Annotated in this window: 16 protein-coding genes; 3 read left to right on the top strand and 13 right to left on the bottom strand. The window is 52.7% G+C overall.

Annotated features, from left to right (window positions below; genetic code table 11):
* Window positions 1-366: 366 nt before the first annotated feature.
* On the bottom strand, window positions 367-2,469 hold the full coding sequence (locus HMPREF2756_RS07760) for a DNA gyrase/topoisomerase IV subunit B (protein ID WP_070620010.1): 2,103 nt from the start codon (window positions 2,467-2,469) through the stop codon (window positions 367-369).
* Window positions 2,470-2,696: 227 nt separating this feature from the next.
* Between HMPREF2756_RS07760 and HMPREF2756_RS07755 the strand changes: the two genes are divergently transcribed.
* Complete coding sequence (locus tag HMPREF2756_RS07755; RefSeq protein WP_048752616.1) at window positions 2,697-2,909, top strand: DUF7455 domain-containing protein; 213 nt, start codon at window positions 2,697-2,699, stop codon at window positions 2,907-2,909.
* An 88-nt stretch (window positions 2,910-2,997) separates the two neighbouring features.
* Here the strand turns inward: HMPREF2756_RS07755 and HMPREF2756_RS07750 are convergent, their stop codons facing one another.
* The 7 genes from HMPREF2756_RS07750 to clpS form a co-directional block, all read right to left on the bottom strand.
* Window positions 2,998-4,227 (bottom strand): peptidase E, encoded by a 1,230-nt coding sequence (locus HMPREF2756_RS07750; RefSeq protein WP_070620008.1) that lies wholly within the window; start codon window positions 4,225-4,227, stop codon window positions 2,998-3,000.
* 204 nt (window positions 4,228-4,431) lie between these two features.
* On the bottom strand, window positions 4,432-5,094 hold the full coding sequence (locus tag HMPREF2756_RS07745) for a non-canonical purine NTP pyrophosphatase (RefSeq protein WP_070620005.1): 663 nt from the start codon (window positions 5,092-5,094) through the stop codon (window positions 4,432-4,434).
* Between the two features lie 7 nt (window positions 5,095-5,101).
* Entirely contained in the window at window positions 5,102-5,839 is a 738-nt protein-coding gene (rph, locus tag HMPREF2756_RS07740) for a ribonuclease PH (protein ID WP_070620002.1), read from the bottom strand.
* A gap of 7 nt (window positions 5,840-5,846) precedes the next feature.
* On the bottom strand, window positions 5,847-6,734 hold the full coding sequence (locus tag HMPREF2756_RS07735) for an MBL fold metallo-hydrolase (RefSeq protein WP_070449564.1): 888 nt from the start codon (window positions 6,732-6,734) through the stop codon (window positions 5,847-5,849).
* A 12-nt stretch (window positions 6,735-6,746) separates the two neighbouring features.
* Window positions 6,747-7,787: a glutamate racemase gene (murI, locus tag HMPREF2756_RS07730; RefSeq protein WP_070619999.1), complete on the bottom strand. Its 1,041-nt coding sequence runs from the start codon at window positions 7,785-7,787 to the stop codon at window positions 6,747-6,749.
* Window positions 7,788-8,011: 224 nt separating this feature from the next.
* Entirely contained in the window at window positions 8,012-8,578 is a 567-nt protein-coding gene (locus HMPREF2756_RS07725) for a DUF2017 domain-containing protein (RefSeq protein WP_013398900.1), read from the bottom strand.
* 3 nt (window positions 8,579-8,581) lie between these two features.
* Complete coding sequence (gene clpS / locus HMPREF2756_RS07720) at window positions 8,582-8,929, bottom strand: ATP-dependent Clp protease adapter ClpS (protein ID WP_013398899.1); 348 nt, start codon at window positions 8,927-8,929, stop codon at window positions 8,582-8,584.
* A gap of 142 nt (window positions 8,930-9,071) precedes the next feature.
* On the opposite strand from clpS, the gene HMPREF2756_RS07715 reads away from it, so the two are divergent.
* Window positions 9,072-10,379, top strand: coding sequence for a nicotinate phosphoribosyltransferase (locus tag HMPREF2756_RS07715; RefSeq protein ID WP_305793909.1), 1,308 nt, complete (start codon window positions 9,072-9,074; stop codon window positions 10,377-10,379).
* Between the two features lie 41 nt (window positions 10,380-10,420).
* Window positions 10,421-11,047, top strand: a complete 627-nt coding sequence (locus HMPREF2756_RS07710; RefSeq protein ID WP_070523551.1) for an isochorismatase family protein — start codon at window positions 10,421-10,423, stop codon at window positions 11,045-11,047.
* 17 nt (window positions 11,048-11,064) lie between these two features.
* Here HMPREF2756_RS07710 and HMPREF2756_RS07705 read toward each other — a convergent pair whose 3' ends face one another.
* The 5 genes from HMPREF2756_RS07705 to HMPREF2756_RS07685 form a co-directional block, all read right to left on the bottom strand.
* The gene (locus HMPREF2756_RS07705; RefSeq protein WP_070449552.1) at window positions 11,065-12,855 is read right to left on the bottom strand and encodes a DEAD/DEAH box helicase; all 1,791 of its coding nucleotides are present in this window, start codon (window positions 12,853-12,855) and stop codon (window positions 11,065-11,067) included.
* A gap of 238 nt (window positions 12,856-13,093) precedes the next feature.
* A complete protein-coding gene (locus tag HMPREF2756_RS07700) occupies window positions 13,094-13,393 on the bottom strand; it encodes a DUF3039 domain-containing protein (RefSeq protein ID WP_070619990.1) in 300 nt (99 codons plus the stop codon).
* Window positions 13,394-13,562: 169 nt separating this feature from the next.
* Window positions 13,563-15,218, bottom strand: coding sequence for a transporter (locus HMPREF2756_RS07695; RefSeq protein WP_070619988.1), 1,656 nt, complete (start codon window positions 15,216-15,218; stop codon window positions 13,563-13,565).
* The gene (locus HMPREF2756_RS07690) at window positions 15,194-16,042 is read right to left on the bottom strand and encodes an ABC transporter ATP-binding protein (protein WP_070621040.1); all 849 of its coding nucleotides are present in this window, start codon (window positions 16,040-16,042) and stop codon (window positions 15,194-15,196) included. Before HMPREF2756_RS07690 ends, HMPREF2756_RS07695 begins: the two co-directional genes overlap by 25 nt.
* A gap of 300 nt (window positions 16,043-16,342) precedes the next feature.
* The gene (locus HMPREF2756_RS07685; protein WP_070619986.1) at window positions 16,343-17,296 is read right to left on the bottom strand and encodes a co-chaperone YbbN; all 954 of its coding nucleotides are present in this window, start codon (window positions 17,294-17,296) and stop codon (window positions 16,343-16,345) included.
* Between the last annotated feature and the right edge of the window lie 47 nt (window positions 17,297-17,343).

The raw sequence follows: 17,343 nt of genomic DNA, 5'->3' as shown, positions 1-17,343 counted from the left end.
ACGGCATGAACCAGGCAAGTTTTACACTCAGGTGTGCATGGCTTGACGAACCTATAAAGGTAGTTAACACAATTATTGATTTTTATGTGCTTTGACCCGTAGATATTGGGAGAAACTTCAAGATAAGCATCACGCCTTGGTGATGCCTTTCCTAAAACTTTCCAATAAATCTAGGGTCAGCAGTTTACACGCACTTAGGTGACTCCCCCCCCCCAAAAAAATTATGAGGAGAGACACCTTTTTGTTATAGTCATGCATGATTTATGAAGAAGGACACAGTGAGTATAATCACCAATACTTGCAGCGTCAAAAATCTGTCAAAAAGAGGTTTCAACTCCCCTGTGTCAGATTGTTCACAGGTGCAAACTAAATATCAATATTGTCCTGATCGAGCTGATGCGCACCAGCAATAATAAATTCCTTACGCGGAGCAACCTCCGCTCCCATCAGGAGCGAGAAAGCCTTCTCAGCTGCCTCCGCGTCTTCAATTCGGATGCGGCGTAGCATACGATGCCGGGGGTCCATCGTAGTTTCGGCAAGTTGGTCGGCATCCATCTCACCCAAACCTTTATAGCGCTGAATGGGCTCTTTATAGCCCTTACCCTCAGCCTGCAGCTGGCTCAGCAGTTCATGCAGCTGACGTTCTGAATAGGTATACACCATCTCGTTCGGTTTACCTCGGTTAATAACCTCTACACGATGCAGTGGTGGTACAGCCGCATATACACGACCGTCTTCGATGAGCGGGCGCATATACCGGTACATGAGAGTAAGAAGCAGGGTACGAATATGAGCACCGTCAACATCGGCATCGGTCATCATGATGACTTTGCTGTAGCGTGCCGCCTCCAGCTCGAATGTACGCCCAGAACCGGCACCAATTACCTGGATTAGGGCCGCGCATTCGGCGTTCGCCAGCATATCCGTTACCGAGGCACGCTGAGTGTTCAGAATCTTGCCGCGAATCGGTAGAAGCGCCTGATAGGCCGAGGATCGCGCCAAGCGGGCGGTACCCAGTGCAGAGTCACCCTCCACAATAAACAGCTCAGAATGCTCTACGTTTGTTGACCGGCAGTCCACAAGTTTTGTTGGCATTGAGGAAGATTCCAAGGCAGTTTTGCGCCTCTGAGTTTCCTTGTGAATACGTGCTGAGATGCGGGTTTTCATCTCAGACACAACTTTTTCACACAGAGCTGCAGCCTGTGCTTTCTCGGCGCGTGCCGTAGAGTTCAGCCGAGCCTTGAGCTGATCACCAACTACTTTAGAGACGATCTGCCGCACAGCCGGTGTTCCCAGAATTTCCTTTGTCTGCCCCTCGAATTGAGGCTCCGCAAGACGCACCGTCAGCACGGCGGTAAGACCGGCGAGCGCATCGTCTTTCTCGATCTTGTCGTTGCCAACCTTAAACTTTCGAGCGTTGTCGGCAAGATGCTTGCGGAATGTTTTGAGAAGTCCTTGTTCAAACCCCGTGGAGTGGGTGCCGCCTTTGGGCGTGGCAATAATATTGACGAAGCTGCGGATTGTCGTCTCGTAACCAATGCCCCAGCGCAGAGCAATATCAACCTCGCACTCACGGTCAACTTCGGTGAGCTTAGAGCGCCCATCCGAGCCTAGAACGGGTACGGTTTCCGTAAAAGAGCCTCTGCCGCTAAAACGCCAAATATCAGTCACGGCAGAGTCATGGGCCAGGAATTCAACAAATTCGCTAATGCCGCCGTCATGCTGAAAGACCTCTTCGTAAGGGCCGAACTCCCCCGGAGTTCCAGGGATGCGCCGCTCGTCTCGAATAGCAATGCGCAGCCCGGGAATAAGGAATGAAGTTTGGCGGGCACGTGCCACCAAATCCTCGTAGCTAAAACGCGCATCCGGGGTAAAAATCTGCGGATCAGCCCAATACCGTACTCTGGTTCCAGTTACACCACGCTTGGCGCGCCCTACGATCTGAAGCGCAGGATGTTTCTCATCTGCAGGAGTAAAAGAGTCTTCAGGCTTAGGAGTGCGCCCGGAATCGAACACGCCCGGTAGCCCATGTCGAAAGGACATTTGATAGGTTTTTGACCCGCGATCTACCTGAACGTCAAGACGTGATGAAAGCGCGTTCACCACCGAGGCGCCCACACCGTGCAGACCGCCCGATGCCGTGTACGATCCGCCGCCAAATTTGCCGCCAGCATGGAGTTTCGTGAAAACCACCTCTAGCCCGGAAAGCCCGGTTCGAGGCTCAACATCGGTAGGGATACCGCGACCGTCGTCCTGTACTTCAACAGAACCGTCTCGGTAGAGAATGATCTGAATTGACTGTCCGTAACCGGCAAGAGCCTCATCAACAGAGTTATCAATAATCTCCCAGAGGCAGTGCATAAGACCGCGGGAATCGGTCGAACCAATATACATGCCCGGGCGCTTACGCACCGCTTCAAGACCTTCGAGAACCGAGAGGTGTCGGGCAGTATAGTTCGATGCAGCCAAGATGTTCCCTTTCGAAATGGTTTTCTTCGTAAGTCTATTCTATCGTGCACCGCAGGTAACTTGTGTTTACCCTCGTTACGAACGATGTAGCGATTTCATGTGTAGCCCACCCTAGACGCTGAGAGCGAAAGGGTCAGGGCGAAAGTACGGCACCGAGGGTATATGTGGTTGGATAGAGTTACGACAATTCTAGGAACCTATGAGAACTTCAGTAAGGGAGATTTTCAGTGAATGCTCATGCAACTCTCGAATCTGTTGATTCGCGTACGTTGAATTCCCACGATCGTTGCGATGTGTGTGGTTCTCAGGCATATATTCGTGCGGTCTTGCCTTCCGGGGGCGAGCTGTTCTTCTGCGGTCACCACGGACGTGCCCACGAAGAAAAACTCAAAGGGCTTGAAGGCATCTTGTTGTGGGACGACCAGACGTCACGACTTTAGGGCGAGATTCCCGAGGGCGTGACATCCGCCAGTAAATTACCAAGGGTACGGTTTCCTCTTCACGAAGGAAGTCGTACCCTTGAAGTTTCTAATGCATTTCGCCGGTCGCCCGCGCCGAGCTTTCATGCCTATTAGTCACCATAATATTAGACGAGAAATAGAACTCTTCCGGCAGTTCGTTAGTCACAGGACCGTGCGGAAATTCGCTGATCTTAGGCACAAAGTACCAGTCCATCAGCTCGGCGCTTGTCTGCTTCAGGATCTTACGCACACGCATGGCGCGCGCTACTTGACGGCGAAGTCGTGGGGTATCTTTCTGTGTCGAGATAAAAACCCAAGGTTCTTCGTACCCCTCAGCAACGGTACCGAAGGTAATCTGCAAGAACCCATCGTCGGTTGTGGAATAAAGAAGATCATTGGGCATAATATCGGTGAACGCGAGCATCCAGCTATGTCGGCGCTCATAGCATTCACGGGTTGTCTGCAAAGCCGCGATAAGGCGGTGGTCAATCAAGAGCTCTACCCGACGTTCCGTGATGTCCCCCAGCTTGGCGTAGTTCCCAAAAGCGCGGTTTGCGCCGGAACGACGCGGCCATTTGGTGACGGCTCCATGAGGAACTTCTCCCGCAAATGTGAACGGACCGCGAATAGTACCGGCCAAACGTAACCGTTCAAAGGGTGCTGTAGGCAGAAAAGTGTAAAGTAACCTATCGGCGCTTACCGATTTGCCCCAGCGTGCAACTTCAAAAATAGTTGGTTCCGGTCCTACAGGGTACATACGGGGCATAGGCCGCCCATATTCGTCAAAACCCTCACGGGATTTTCCATCCGGCAGATAACCTTCCAGAGTTGCTCCCACCGGTCGAGTCCATGATCCTGAATAGGGTTTGACGATGCGCGGGTTCTGCACCGGAAGAATGCTGGTGCGTCCACCGAAGTAGGCGGGCATCCTTTCCAGATTGCGCCATGCGTATTTTGCGGCAACTGCTTCGCGCCACCAAAGGGGCCGTTTACCGGGGGTTTGCCCGCCCAAACAGTGCATCAAGACCCAAAACCCTGCCCAGAGAAAGCATAAAGCTGCGCCGCTCAGAGTTACGATACTTCCAACCAGTGCTGCGGTACCTGTCGCCCAGATATTGATGCCCACCCATGCTGTTAAGAACCCCCAGCATCCCATGGCATAGGGCCCGAGAGTTATCACTGGATCAACTACTTTAACAGCGGCGATAACACGCCGATTGAGCCCGCGCCAGATATAAGAGTATGCCCACAGCGCGGGAATCAGCAGAATAATCATTACAGCAAAGAGAACAATCATCAGGGCCTCAAAGCATATCTGTTGCCGTATATATTACTTACCATTGTGCCTTGTACCAGAATCGTTTTATACGATCTTCACGGTCGAAGCTGAGAAAGAGATGACCGCAACGTTCTTTCTTCAGAAGATGTCGTACATACCCGATTGATGTGCTAAAACACTCCGATCATGTGTCTTTATGAAAGAACCTCGTAGGACGCATGATTATTTATGCTCAAGAGCTTGCTGCAGATGCGGAACTAATGCTTCAAAGGCACGCGCCCGGTGACTTATTGAATTTTTGATCTCCGCCGGAATCTGGGCACACGACTGGTCCGCATAGGCTCCATCATAAAGCGCGTTGTCACCGTTAAGCTCCACCGGCATCATAATAGGATCATACCCAAACCCGCCGTCCCCCTGCGGTGCATGCAAAAGTGTTCCAGGAAGCTCGCCGTACTCAACTGCTTCATACCCACCGAGCGCTGAAGGAACAGCGAGGGAGGCGGCACAGCAGAATTTAGCGGCACGATGTTCATCGCTAATATCGCGAAGTTGCTCCAAAAGAAGGGTGAGGTTCGCGGTATCGTCCCCATGCTCCCCCGCCCAGCGCGCCGAAAAAATGCCGGGAGCGCCGTGAAGAACCTCAACGGAAAGACCCGAATCATCGGCAATAGCGATACACCCTGTAGATTCTGCCACGGCACGCGCCTTGAGCAATGAATTCTCGGCAAATGTTACCCCGGTCTCTGGAACATCGGGGGCATTGATGCTGGCGGCATCGACCACATCGGTATCCACGTTCAGCCCAACAATACGGTTACGCAAAATTTCGCGAAGTTCGCGCAGCTTACCTTGATTGCGACTCGCTAAGACAACCTTAACCATAAAAGTATTACCCCTCTTCAAGAGATTCACGCTGTATCCGAGCAAGTTCGGCGGTGCCTTCTAAAGCAAGGTCGAGCAAAGCATTCAGCTCATCACGGTCAAACGGTGCGCCTTCTGCCGTACCCTGAACCTCCACAAATTTCCCGGATCCGGTCACGACCACGTTCATATCAGTTTCAGCGCGCACGTCCTCGGTATAGGGCAAATCAAGCATGGGAGTACCGTCGATAATACCCACGGAAATAGCTGACACAGAGTCTTTCAAAGGCGTAGCACCGAGTGAAAGCAGACCATTACGCTGTGCCCACGCGATAGAATCGGCGAGCGCTACATAGGCACCCGTGATCGAAGCGGTACGGGTTCCGCCATCTGCCTGAAGCACATCGCAATCCAGAACGATAGTGTTCTCCCCCAGCGCGTTCATATCGATAACGGCACGTAGGGATCGCCCAATAAGACGGGAAATTTCGTGTGTACGACCGCCAATTTTCCCCTTGACGGATTCGCGCGAAGACCGGGTTCCTGTAGCGCGCGGAAGCATAGCGTATTCTGCGGTCACCCAGCCTTTTCCTTCTCCTTTAAGCCAGCGCGGCACCCCTTCCGTAAAGGATGCGGTGCACAGCACCCGGGTATCGCCGAACTCTATCAGCGCCGAACCTTCGGCTTGGTTTGACCATCCGCGAGTGATGGTGATGGGGCGCAGTTCGTTGAGGGCACGACCGTCGGCACGGGCTACAGAAGTCATAGTTCTCCTACTCTTCTTCCGGTGGAAGAGATATGTTTGACATAGGTGGATCGAGCAGTTCGATAACGTTCAGGGTTGAGGTTGGCGGATGCGTGGGTGCTGGCCTAGGATGCACGCGATAGCTTGCTGCAACCTCGGCGACGCCTACCGGCCCGTCGAATGCACTTTGTGCCTCGGCACGGGCGATATCGGGGTCGTTCCACACGGGCAGATGCGTTAACAAAAGGTTGCGTACCCCGGCTTCTTGGGCTGCTTCACCGGCGCGCTTACCGGTCAGGTGAATACCGCGCAACGCATCGTCACGTCCTTCTTGATACGCCGCTTCGCACAGGAAAAGATCGGCACCGCGGGCAGCTTTGATGAGCCCATCGCATGTATCGGTATCACCGGAGTATGCAAAAAGTGTTCTGCCGTCCCGGCTATTGCAGGTAATACGCAGGGCGTAAGGGTCTTTAGCGGGGTGGAGTACCCTGAATGGCTCGACCGTGAAAGGTCCAATTTCGACTTTATGCCCTTCGTCCCAAGTATGATATTCAAACTCGGTACTCATGCCCGGGTCTGGGTCAAGCCCGTGCGTTGCCGAAAGATATTCGTTAATGGCGGCAGGTCCGTAGAGAGGAATCCTACCTTTGGGCCAGCCTCGGGGATCCCATTTCACGGCGACATGCAAACCGGAGAGGTCAATACAGTGGTCAGGGTGAAGATGCGATATCAGGATAGCGTCAATCTCAGCTAGGTCAATATACCGTTGAAGTACGCCTAGGGAGCCGTTGCCCATATCCATGAGCACACGCCACGTGCGCCCAGCATAGTCGGTTGCTGAGAGCAGATAACAGCTCGCCGGAGAATTTGGTCCGGGAAACGAGCCGGTACAGCCGATAATCGTCAAGCGCATACGGGGTGTTTCCTATTCGGTGTGTGTGAAAGCAGCAAGACTTGAGTCGATCGTGACGGAAGGCAGTCCTGAGGCTTCTTCGGAGTTGGAGTCTTTCGTAGTGGCCTTTTCGCTGCCTGCTGGTGCGGGAAGAGCCGCCAAAGAGCCCGTGGGGAATCGTTCTGCCACAGATGCCGTGTGCCGCACATTGTGAACTTCTGGACCCAAGAACCTGCGCGCTAGGTTCTCGAAAGTCTCAGATTCGCCGGTCGCTAAGAATTCATGATGCGGATTCGTTTCAAGGTCAGGGTTCTCAATATTCTCGGTAAGAAGTGCCCGATAAACGTCTTTGGCAGTCTCATCTGCCGAAGAAACAAGAGTTACGTCCTCCCCCATGATGTAGGAAATAATGCCCGTCAGCAAAGGGTAGTGAGTGCAGCCAAGTACCAGCGTGTCTACTCCCGAACCTTTAAGGGGCTGCAGATATTCTTCGGCAGTACGCAAAAGTTCGGGTCCGGATGTCACGCCCTTCTCCACGAACTCGACGAATCGAGGACATGCGATAGACTGCACCATAAGGTTCGGGGCAATCGCAAATGTATCTTCGTAAGCGCGTGAGGTTACCGTTGCCTCTGTGGCGATAACCCCGATCTTACGGTTGCGGGTCGCGGCTAGTGCTCGACGCGCGGCGGGCTGAATTACCTCAATCACGGGAATACCGTAGTGGCGGGTGTAGCGTTCGCGCGCATCCCGAAGCACGGCGGCAGAGGCAGTATTGCACGCAATAACCAGCATTTTTACACCGGAATCAACAAGCTCGTCCATAATGCGCAGAGCATTGGCACGAACCTCAGCAATTTTGAGCGGGCCGTAGGGTCCATGAGCGGTGTCGCCTACATAAATAATGCGCTCATGCGGCAACTGATCCATAATAGCGCGCGCAACGGTCAGACCACCTACCCCGGAGTCAAAAACTCCGATGGGTGCGCTTGATGTTGGACCAGCCGGTGGCGCGGGGGTTCCCCACGGGGTGCGGGTACGATATGGATTTGAGGTATCTAAGTTATCACTCACGAACTTTACCTGTTGTCCTTCAGCATATGATGTACTTTATTTTCATTCTAAGGTGTTACAGATACTGTCCTGTTCTAGATAGCCGTCTCTGAGTCCTAAACCACCCTATAGGATGAGCCACATCAAGGTTCGGGCAGTGATGTTTCATATCGCATGCGGTACTGGATCCGTTAATCTGGAGGGCATCGTGCGATGCGTTTACCTTGCCTCTGAGCAGCACGTTTCTAAGACTGTGGGGTTTCCATCGAATCGAGCATCGCAACCATAAGCGAGTCCTGTACCCAGGTCACGAAGTTGTACACGACCGCCAAATAATCGTCATCGTTCTCAACCTTTGACCAGTCCGTGAGATGGTGCACCTGGTCTGCACGTTCTTCATCGATAATGTCTAAACGGCTTCCCAAGACTAAACGGATATCGTTAAGTGCAGACGCCCACGCATGCGCGTGCTCATCACTAAGCACAATGTCTCCCGCTTCAATATCGAAAGCGAGGAGACTCAGATTTGCCACCTTCGTGGCGCGTAAATCCTGTTCGGTGTACCGGCGATATTCCAGCGCTGCCTCAGGATCGCTACTTCCAGCCGGCAGTACTCGTGCCACCGCTGGATCGTCTGGGATGCTGGGATTCTCGACAATACCGATGAGAGCTTCAAGAGGATCATGATTTTCCGAATCCGGAGATTCCAGAAGAGCAATCACGTCTTCAGCTAGATCTCGAATAAGATCAAATTCAGCCTTCTCAAATCGAGCGGCATAGCCATGCGGTGTATGTCGAAAACCCTGCGCCATAAATTAGTTCTCCGCCTTTTCAAAGCTCGCCATCAAACCCCACGCGTGCATGGCCTGGGTATGCTTTTCCGCATCCTCACGACTACCGGTGAACACAACAGCCTTGCCATTATTGTGCACCTGGAGCATCAGTTTCTCGGCACGACGACGGCTAAACCCGAAATGAGCGCGAAAAACATAGGAAACATAGGTCATAAGATTAACGGGATCGTTCCAGACGATTACCTGCCACGGCGTCTGCGTTTCAAGATTTTCGTCAATCGTCGCATCAAGCTCAGTGGCATCTAGAGTATCGGTCGCAAGAACAGCCGTCACAGTGTGGTTGGAAAGATGGGTGAGCTTGTTGGTCATGCATAAGATTATACTCGTGGGGGCTTTGTTCCTGCGGGATTGATTCCGTTCAAATAATCATAAATATATTAAAGTCAAATTTACATTATGTCGCGGACAACACATCCCGTAAAGGTAGTAACCTGCCTAACAGACAACTAAAATGAGACATATGGCAACTACCTCGCTTCTAACCGACCATTACGAACTTACGATGCTCCAGGCAGCGCTCGCCTCTGGAACTGCGCATCGCCGCTGCACCTTTGAAGTCTTTACACGTCGCTTGCCCGCGGGCCGCCGCTACGGCGTGCTCGCAGGTACAGGACGCTTTCTCGAAGGGCTTCAGTCTTTCCGCTTCGATGACGAAGATCTATCTTTTCTAGCCTCTCGCAATGTTGTGAATGCGCAAACCCTAAAATACCTTGAGAACTTTAGGTTTACCGGCAATATTCGAGGCTATGTCGAGGGAGAGATTTTCTTTCCGCACTCCCCCGTTGTACAGGTCGAAGCAACTTTCGCAGAAGCCTGCGTCTTAGAAACCTACCTGTTGTCTATCTTGAACTATGATTCAGCTGTTGCCTCTGCAGCATCACGTATGACTGCGGCGGCGGGCCACCGTCCCTGTATTGAGATGGGCTCGCGCCGTGCGCACGAACGTGCCGCTGTATCGGCGGCACGTGCCGCTGCTATTGCAGGCTTCACTGCAACATCTAACCTGGAAGCGGGCAGGCGCTATGGGCTTCACACTCTCGGTACCAGCGCCCACGCCTTTACCCTTCTTTACGACTCTGAGCGTGAAGCCTTTGAAGCGCAACTGCAATCGTTAGGGGCACGCACGACCCTTCTTGCTGATACCTATGATGTCGAGAATGCGGTACGCCTTGGCGTGGAACTCGCGGGCGAAGAGCTCGGCGGAATCCGCCTAGACTCAGGTGATCTGGTAGCATCGGCGCAGCGCGTGCGTGAACTTCTCGATTCTTTGGGCAACCACAACACCAAGATTACAGTGACAAGTGATCTTGATGAATATGCTATCGCTTCCTTAGCCGCCGCGCCGGTAGATTCTTATGGTGTGGGCACCAGGCTGGTAACCGGTTCCGGTGCCCCTACCTCTGCAATGGTGTACAAGCTGGTGGAACGTGAAAATACTGCTGGCGAGCTGGAACCCGTCGCTAAAACCTCTGCTGGCAAACGTTCTCTAGGTGGTGCAAAGCAAGCTGCGCGCCGCCACAATTCCTTGGGCATCGCTACTGCTGAGCTTATCGGAACGGGGAACAATCCCGCTGCCCTCGAAAATACTCGCGATCTTATTCGCGATTTTGTGGTTTCTGGCGAGCTCCTGCCCGGTTTTACTGGCGAGGAGGCGGTACGCACCGCAACCAAACGACATAGCGCATCCCTAGCGGAACTTCCCGAATCCGCTCGTCGCCTTTCAGAAGGCGAACCCGTTATTCCCACCGAATTTATCTAGCCACAGCCCATCCAGATATTGCCAAGAAAGGGACTATACACATGGCAAAAGCGCTTATTATTGTCGATGTTCAAAATGATTTCTGCCCTGGCGGAGCCCTTGCAACACAGCAAGGCGCCAACGTGGCATCGCTAATTAGCGAATACGTTGAGGAACACCACCACCAGTACGATGCCATTGTGGCAACTCAAGACTGGCACATTGATCCGGGCGATCATTTCTCAGAAAATCCAGATTATGTGAATTCCTGGCCCGTACACTGCGTCGCCAACACCGAAGGGGCAGAGATTCACCCGAATCTTGATACCGACTATATCGAAGCATATTTCCGCAAAGGCAAGTATGAGGCGGCATATTCGGGCTTCGAGGGTCTTCAAGCTGCCGAAGATTCCGTGATGACCGGTGAGCACGATCCCGAAGCATCGTTGGAAGATGAGGCACCTAACACCCCGCTCGCCGATTGGCTCGACGAACATGATGTTAAAGATGTTGATATTGTCGGGATCGCGACCGACTTCTGTGTACTAGCGACGGCAAAGGATGCAGTAGACGCCGGGTACGAAACTCGCGTTCTGATTGACCTCACGGCGCCGGTTCATGAAGACAAACTGGATGATGTTATCGCCGACATGGAGGATGACGGTATTACCGTCACAGAAGCGCTTTAGCCAGGGGAGAGATTATTCTACAAGCTCCTGCCCACGAACCAATCCGCCAATTTATCCAGGCGAGCCTGAATTTGCTCCGCGGATGCCTGTGCAACTGCGGGACCACCGCAAATTTTACGCAGCTCATTATGGATAACGCCGTGTGGTTTGCCTGAACGGATAGACCAGGCTGCCACGTTTTTCGCCAGTTTATTGCGCATCTCTTTGAGCTGGCGGTGGTCCACAATCGCGGGAGCTGCTGTCGCTGGGCGGCGGGATGCGTGTTCACGCTGGCGTGCACGAAGCAGAGTACCCACCTGGTCGGCGTCCAGCAAACCGGGAATACCGAGGAAGTCTTGTTCTTCTTCCGAACCGATCTCCAGACCACCTGACGAAAATTCGGAGCCATCGAAGAGCACGCCGTGGAAGGAAGCTTGCGAACCAATCGCCTCGAATTTACCGCGCGTTAGTTGTTCGGAAGCGCGTTCCTCGCGGTTTGCTTCTTCGAGCGCTTCATCGTCCAGCCCTTCAGCCATTGGATCGATATCGTCGTCGGTGGTATGGCGGTCGAGGGCGTGGTCACGCTCAACTTCCATATCGTTGGCAAGCATCATCAGCTGCGGCACAGACGGCAGAAAGACAGATGCGGTTTCCCCACGTTTACGGGCGCGTACAAAACGGCCAATCGCCTGTGCGAAGAAGAGAGGTGTGCTGGTGCTGGTAGCATACACACCCACCGCCAAGCGGGGTACGTCCACCCCTTCGGACACCATGCGTACCGCGACCATCCACCGCTTGTTGCTTTCACGAAAATCGTCGATTTTAGCGGATGCTTCACGATCGTCAGAAAGTACTACGGTCGGCTTCTCCCCCGTAATCTTGTGCAGTTTTTCGGCATAGGCTTTGGCGTCGGCATGGTCAGTTGCGATGACGAGCGCTCCCGCGTCGGGAACAGCGCGGCGCACTTCGGTGAGTCGTTTATCGGCCGCAGAGAGCACAGTGGGAATCCACTCACCCTGAGGATCAAGTGCGGTGCGCCATGCCTGGGCGGTAATATCTTTAGTGAATCCTTCCCCTAGATTCGCCGCCATTTCTTCTCCGGCAGAGGTCCTCCAGCGCATTTGTCCGGAATATGCCATGAAGATAACTGGCCGCACCACGTGGTCTTTCAGTGCGGGGCCATAACCATAGGAGTAATCGGCTCGCGATCGACGAATACCTTCATGGTCTTGCTCATAGGTAACAAATGGAATAGGTGAGGCATCAGATCGGAATGGTGTACCGGTCAGCGCAAGGCGACGTGTGGCCTCATCGAAAGCTTCACGCAGACCATCGCCCCAAGATAAAGCATCACCTGCATGGTGGATTTCGTCGAAAATAACAAGAGTCTTGTCATTTTCGGTATTTCGGGCGTGTAGCTGCGGCTTATTAGCAACCTGCGAATATGTGAGCGCTACGCCTTTGTATTGGCGTCCAACGTGAACATCGGCGTTTTTGAAATTAGGATCGATCGGAATACCGACCTTAGCAGCGGCATCCGCCCACTGTTTCTTGAGGTGGTCGGTGGGTGCTACCACGGTAAGTTTTCGCACAACCCCGCGATCGAAGAGTTCGCGTGCCAAGGTGAGAGCAAAGGTTGTCTTGCCCGCACCAGGGGTTGCTACAGCCATAAAGTCCCGAGGGTTCGTCTCAAAATATTTTTTCATCGCCTCGGCCTGCCAGGCACGCAGACTGACGGAAGTACCCCAGGGTGCACGGTCAGGGTATGCCGGGGAGAGCTTTGGCTTAACCATACTGTCAAATAATGTAGGTTCTTCGTACTCGCTCATGCTCTTCTCCCCCATATTTTCTCTGGTTTACCTTTGATTCAGTATTTCCTGTGTACAAAGGCCCCTACAGAAACACAGATTATAAATTCTACCACCGTGTCGTGATACGTCCGCGAGGGTTCGCGCAATTATTTTGCCCGACGCGAAGTCTGTTTGAGCCCAAAAATAGAGTATGTGCTTGCGCTCCCATGATGGGGATGCAGGCACATACTCTTCAGATTCCGGAGCGAAACTTCGGTTATTTGTCGCCGTTATCCGAATTATCTTTACCAGGCTTAAGACCCTCGTAGATTTCTTTGCAGGTTGGGCAGACTGGGAATTTCTGGGGATCGCGTCCAGGAGTCCACACCTTACCGCACAGCGCGCGAACGGGCTCACCGGTAAGGGCGGATTCCATGATTTTTTCCTTACGCACGTAGTGCGAGAAGCGTTCATGGTCGCCCGGCTCAGAAAGCTGGGTTTCTTCCCGCTCAAGTAGTGCTGTACCGCCCGCCGTCTCGGGGCCAAAGGGATCTTCAACGCCTTCAATGGAGCTCATGTTCTCTCCTCCAAGTATGCTCTCGCCGTCTTAGTGCTATTAGTTCTATTGTAGAGACTAGTGTAACAACGGGAAGGGATGCCGAGTTATTCCATAGAGAACAAGGGCGACGCTTGGAAACATACGTGTAACTGTCCCATAACGCCGCCCCCCATATTCTCTATAGGTTCTAGTTCGTATTGAACTTTGCAACCCGCTGAAGCATCATCGAGCTATGGCGATCGTAGAGTTTACCCCCTGCAGAAACTCCGATAATGAATAGTGCAGCACCGATAACCAGCTGGATAACGCCAGAGATAATCAGCACCATGTCGTCCTTGCCGCCGACCATGTAGATGAACGAGCCAATCCCACCGGGAAGAGCGATTAGCATGCAGATAATCATGCTGCCCATCAGCAAAAGCTGCTTCGCAAAGCCGTCTGGCTGTTTAGGCGTTTTGAAGGGGTTGGCTCCAGGAGGCGCGACCGGTGGTGAAAGCACTGTATCAAGCATCAATCCGAACCCTACGGTTCCTGCGTAGACTCCCAGCTGATGCAAAAGCACGACCGGGTAATAGGCTATAAGCCCGTGGACAGCGCACATAATAAAGGACATCACCACGACGATTGGCAGCATTACGATGGAATGTCCGAGTGCACGCCCGAGCCTATCATCACGCCCACACAGAGGCGAGAGCACGTGCAGACTAAAAGCCGTGTTATCGTACGAGACCATATACGCTATGTAGAATCCTGTGAAGACATTGCAGAAATAAACCCAGAAGCCAAAGAGCGTTTCAGGTCCAGCCCCGGAATTAGCGAGCTGGATTCCCGTCGTCGCAACACGAGACCCCATGCTGCTCGTGAAGAGCGGCATCACGAGAGCAAAGAGTACATAGAGCATGGCAGTCATGACGATCAGCAAAGTCATGCGCGTATCTTTGAAGTAGCTATGAATGGTACGTGCAGCCACAGCACCCCAACCAGTGTTTGGGAACCTCGCAAAAATACCAATATCTCCTGCCGTCAGGTTCTTAGCCTTGCCCCGTTTTTGTTCACCGCTGACATTACGCATTGAGCGTTCGAGGCTACGACCCCACAATACCCAAGCACCACCCAGGTATATGAGGGAAAGTACCAGACTTAGACCTGCTAGAGCCCAGTTACCCGCCGCCACATGGTATGCAATCGCAAAAGCGGACCCGAAAGGCGTATACCCCAACCATTGAACTTTCTGAGTGATCTCCTGGAAATGATCTATCACATAGAACATAGCTCCACTGAATATGAAGCCCGAGCTTACCAACAGCACGCCCAGAATAATCTTGAAGATAAGATCAATACGGGGGTTAGCATTCAAATAAACGCCAAGCTGATTGGCAAGGCGCGCCACTGTCATCAGCAAAGCCAGCCCCAACACTATGCTCAGCAGATAGGCTGCTAGTCCCACAGGATTACCAATAAATCCAAGGGTTCCCAGAAGGATTAGGATAATCGTCGCTATACCTGGAAGACCTATAAACCCACCGAAAAATTGCCCCTTCTGCAGCGTCTTAGCCTCTAGCGGGAATAACACGAAGCGGCTTTCATCAAGGGTTCCGTCTAGGCCAGTCCAGACAATGGGGATAAGAGCCCAGCCAAGAGATACAAGAAACCCGAGGAATAGGGCGAGTGCAGGACCATCTAAACTACCATCAATCCCTAAACCAACGTAAGTGAATCCCAAACCAGTCAGTACGCCAAGCAGGTACAGGGCGCCAAAAGCAATACCAATAATCGCCCACACACTACGTTTGAGCGAGGCAAGCACATACCGCCATTTTAGTGAGACGAGGTGCGCAACCATGACAGTCCTTCCGAGGTGGTGCGTCCGCCCACGAGCTGTATGAAACGTTCTTCCAAAGTAGATTCCCCACGCACCTCATCAACCGTACCCGCAGCGAGAATCCGTCCCTCATCCATAATGGCGACGTGATCGCATAAACGCTGCACCAAGTCCATGACATGCGATGAGAGAATAACTGTTCCGCCTGAGGCGACGAATCCTTTGAGGATATCCTGAATATTAGCCGCTGAAACCGGATCAACCGCTTCAAAGGGCTCATCCAAGATCAAGACTGAAGGGGCATGAATCAGCGCTGCTGCGAGGGCGATCTTCTTAGTCATACCTGCTGAATAGTCGGCGACCGCGCGACCTGCTGCATCGGTTAAATCCATAGCCTGCAGAAGATCCTTGGTACGTTCGGCAACAGTGTCACGTTCGAGACCGTGCAGGTACCCCGAATAGGTAATAAGCTGTTCACCTGTGAGTTTATCGAAAAGGTGCACGCCATCCGGCAGAACACCCAAGTGCTTTTTGGCTTCCAAAGGGTTCTGCCACATATCGGTTCCCTTAACCAATGCCACGCCTTCGGTGGGCTGCAGCATACCCGAAACCATTGAGATAGTCGTCGTCTTACCGGCACCGTTGCGCCCTACCAGACCGTAAAAAGAGCCGGTAGGAATGGAAAGATTAATGCGATTAACGGCAACAGTCATGCCGAACGCCTTCGTCAAACCATGAATTTCGATGGCATTAACAAGGTGCGCACCAGGTTGGTGACTAAGAGCCTCACGGGTGACTTGAGGCAAGCTCCCCGGCTGCGCGTTTACATAACTCTGTTCGGTCATTGACCACCCAGCATCATACGCCGGTGTACCAGCTTGTGTATTCTCTGGTGAATAGCCGTAGTCCTCAGGTGCCGTCCCAGGCACAGAATTGTGTTCTTTCATACACACAACGGTACCAGTTTGGGAATACTTCAGAACCATATCTTGGGCTTATATCATCAATAATTCTCTAAAACTTTTTAAAGCATGAACTATAAGGATGACTAGAGTATTTTCTATGAACCTCACGTTGAAGGTGTAGATAAGGCGGGATGCACCATAAGATACACACATCCCGCCTTATTTTCTCTTCTATGGGGTCTAGAAAATTGCCGTCGTCAGCTCAGCTCGTGCTTTAACTGTCCGCGGGTCTGTAGCACCCACAACATCAAAGAGCTGCACAAGACGCTCACGTACTCGGGTCTTATCTTCCGGAGAAACAGATTTAAAAAGTCGCAACAGTCGTGCGTAGGCATCTTCAACATGCCCGCCTATAACGTCAAGATCGGCAACGTTAAAGGCAGCCTCAATATTGAGAGCATCGGATGCAGCTGCTTCACGCTCTTGGGCAAGATCCAAATCTGCCACACGAGCTAATAAATCAACCTGAGCAAGCCCAACTTTAGCATCATGGTCACCCGGGTTCTCTGTCAAAGCCTCGCGATAGGCGGCTCGTGCTCCTTCATAGTCGCGTTCGTCAAGGGCCTGCAAAGCTTTAGCGTGCAGAGGCGGCAGCGTCTTCTCTTCCTCTGAAGGTGCAGGTTCAAACCCACCGGGAAGCTGATACTGCACGGCAAGCTGCAAGACCTGTTTCAACATTTCTGAAAGATCCTGCGGGCTAATCTGACCGTTATAAAGAGGGGCCGGGCGACCGGCGATAACGGCCACACTTGCCGGTACGCCGTCCATGCCAAACGCTTGGGCAGCCTCCGGAAGTTTCGTAATATCGACGGCGGCAAGCAGCATCGCACCTTCCGCCGCATTGACTAGGTTTTCGACGGCGTCTAGCATTTCAAGCGACGCTGGAGAATGCGGGGCATATAGCCCAAAGATCACGGCACCTTGAGTAGACAGTTGTACGTACTTCTGAAAATCTTCAGGTGTTGCAACATCGAAACGCCAGCTTTTCGCCGAATTGCTTTGTGCTGCAGTGGGTGTAGAAGTACTGATATCGTGACCGCCAAGCACTGGAGCGCTACGTACCGACGCGGGAATTTGTTCTGCTGAGCTTTGGGGGTTTGTTGGCAGTTGGTTCGGGGTGGGAGGAATTGTCATCGAGAATCCTTTGCGAGCCTCAGAGAAATTTAACGTACTCCCTAATT

The organism is Rothia sp. HMSC067H10, from assembly GCF_001810635.1.
Classification (GTDB): domain Bacteria; phylum Actinomycetota; class Actinomycetes; order Actinomycetales; family Micrococcaceae; genus Rothia; species Rothia dentocariosa.
This window is presented reverse-complemented; position numbering and strand designations above follow the sequence as displayed.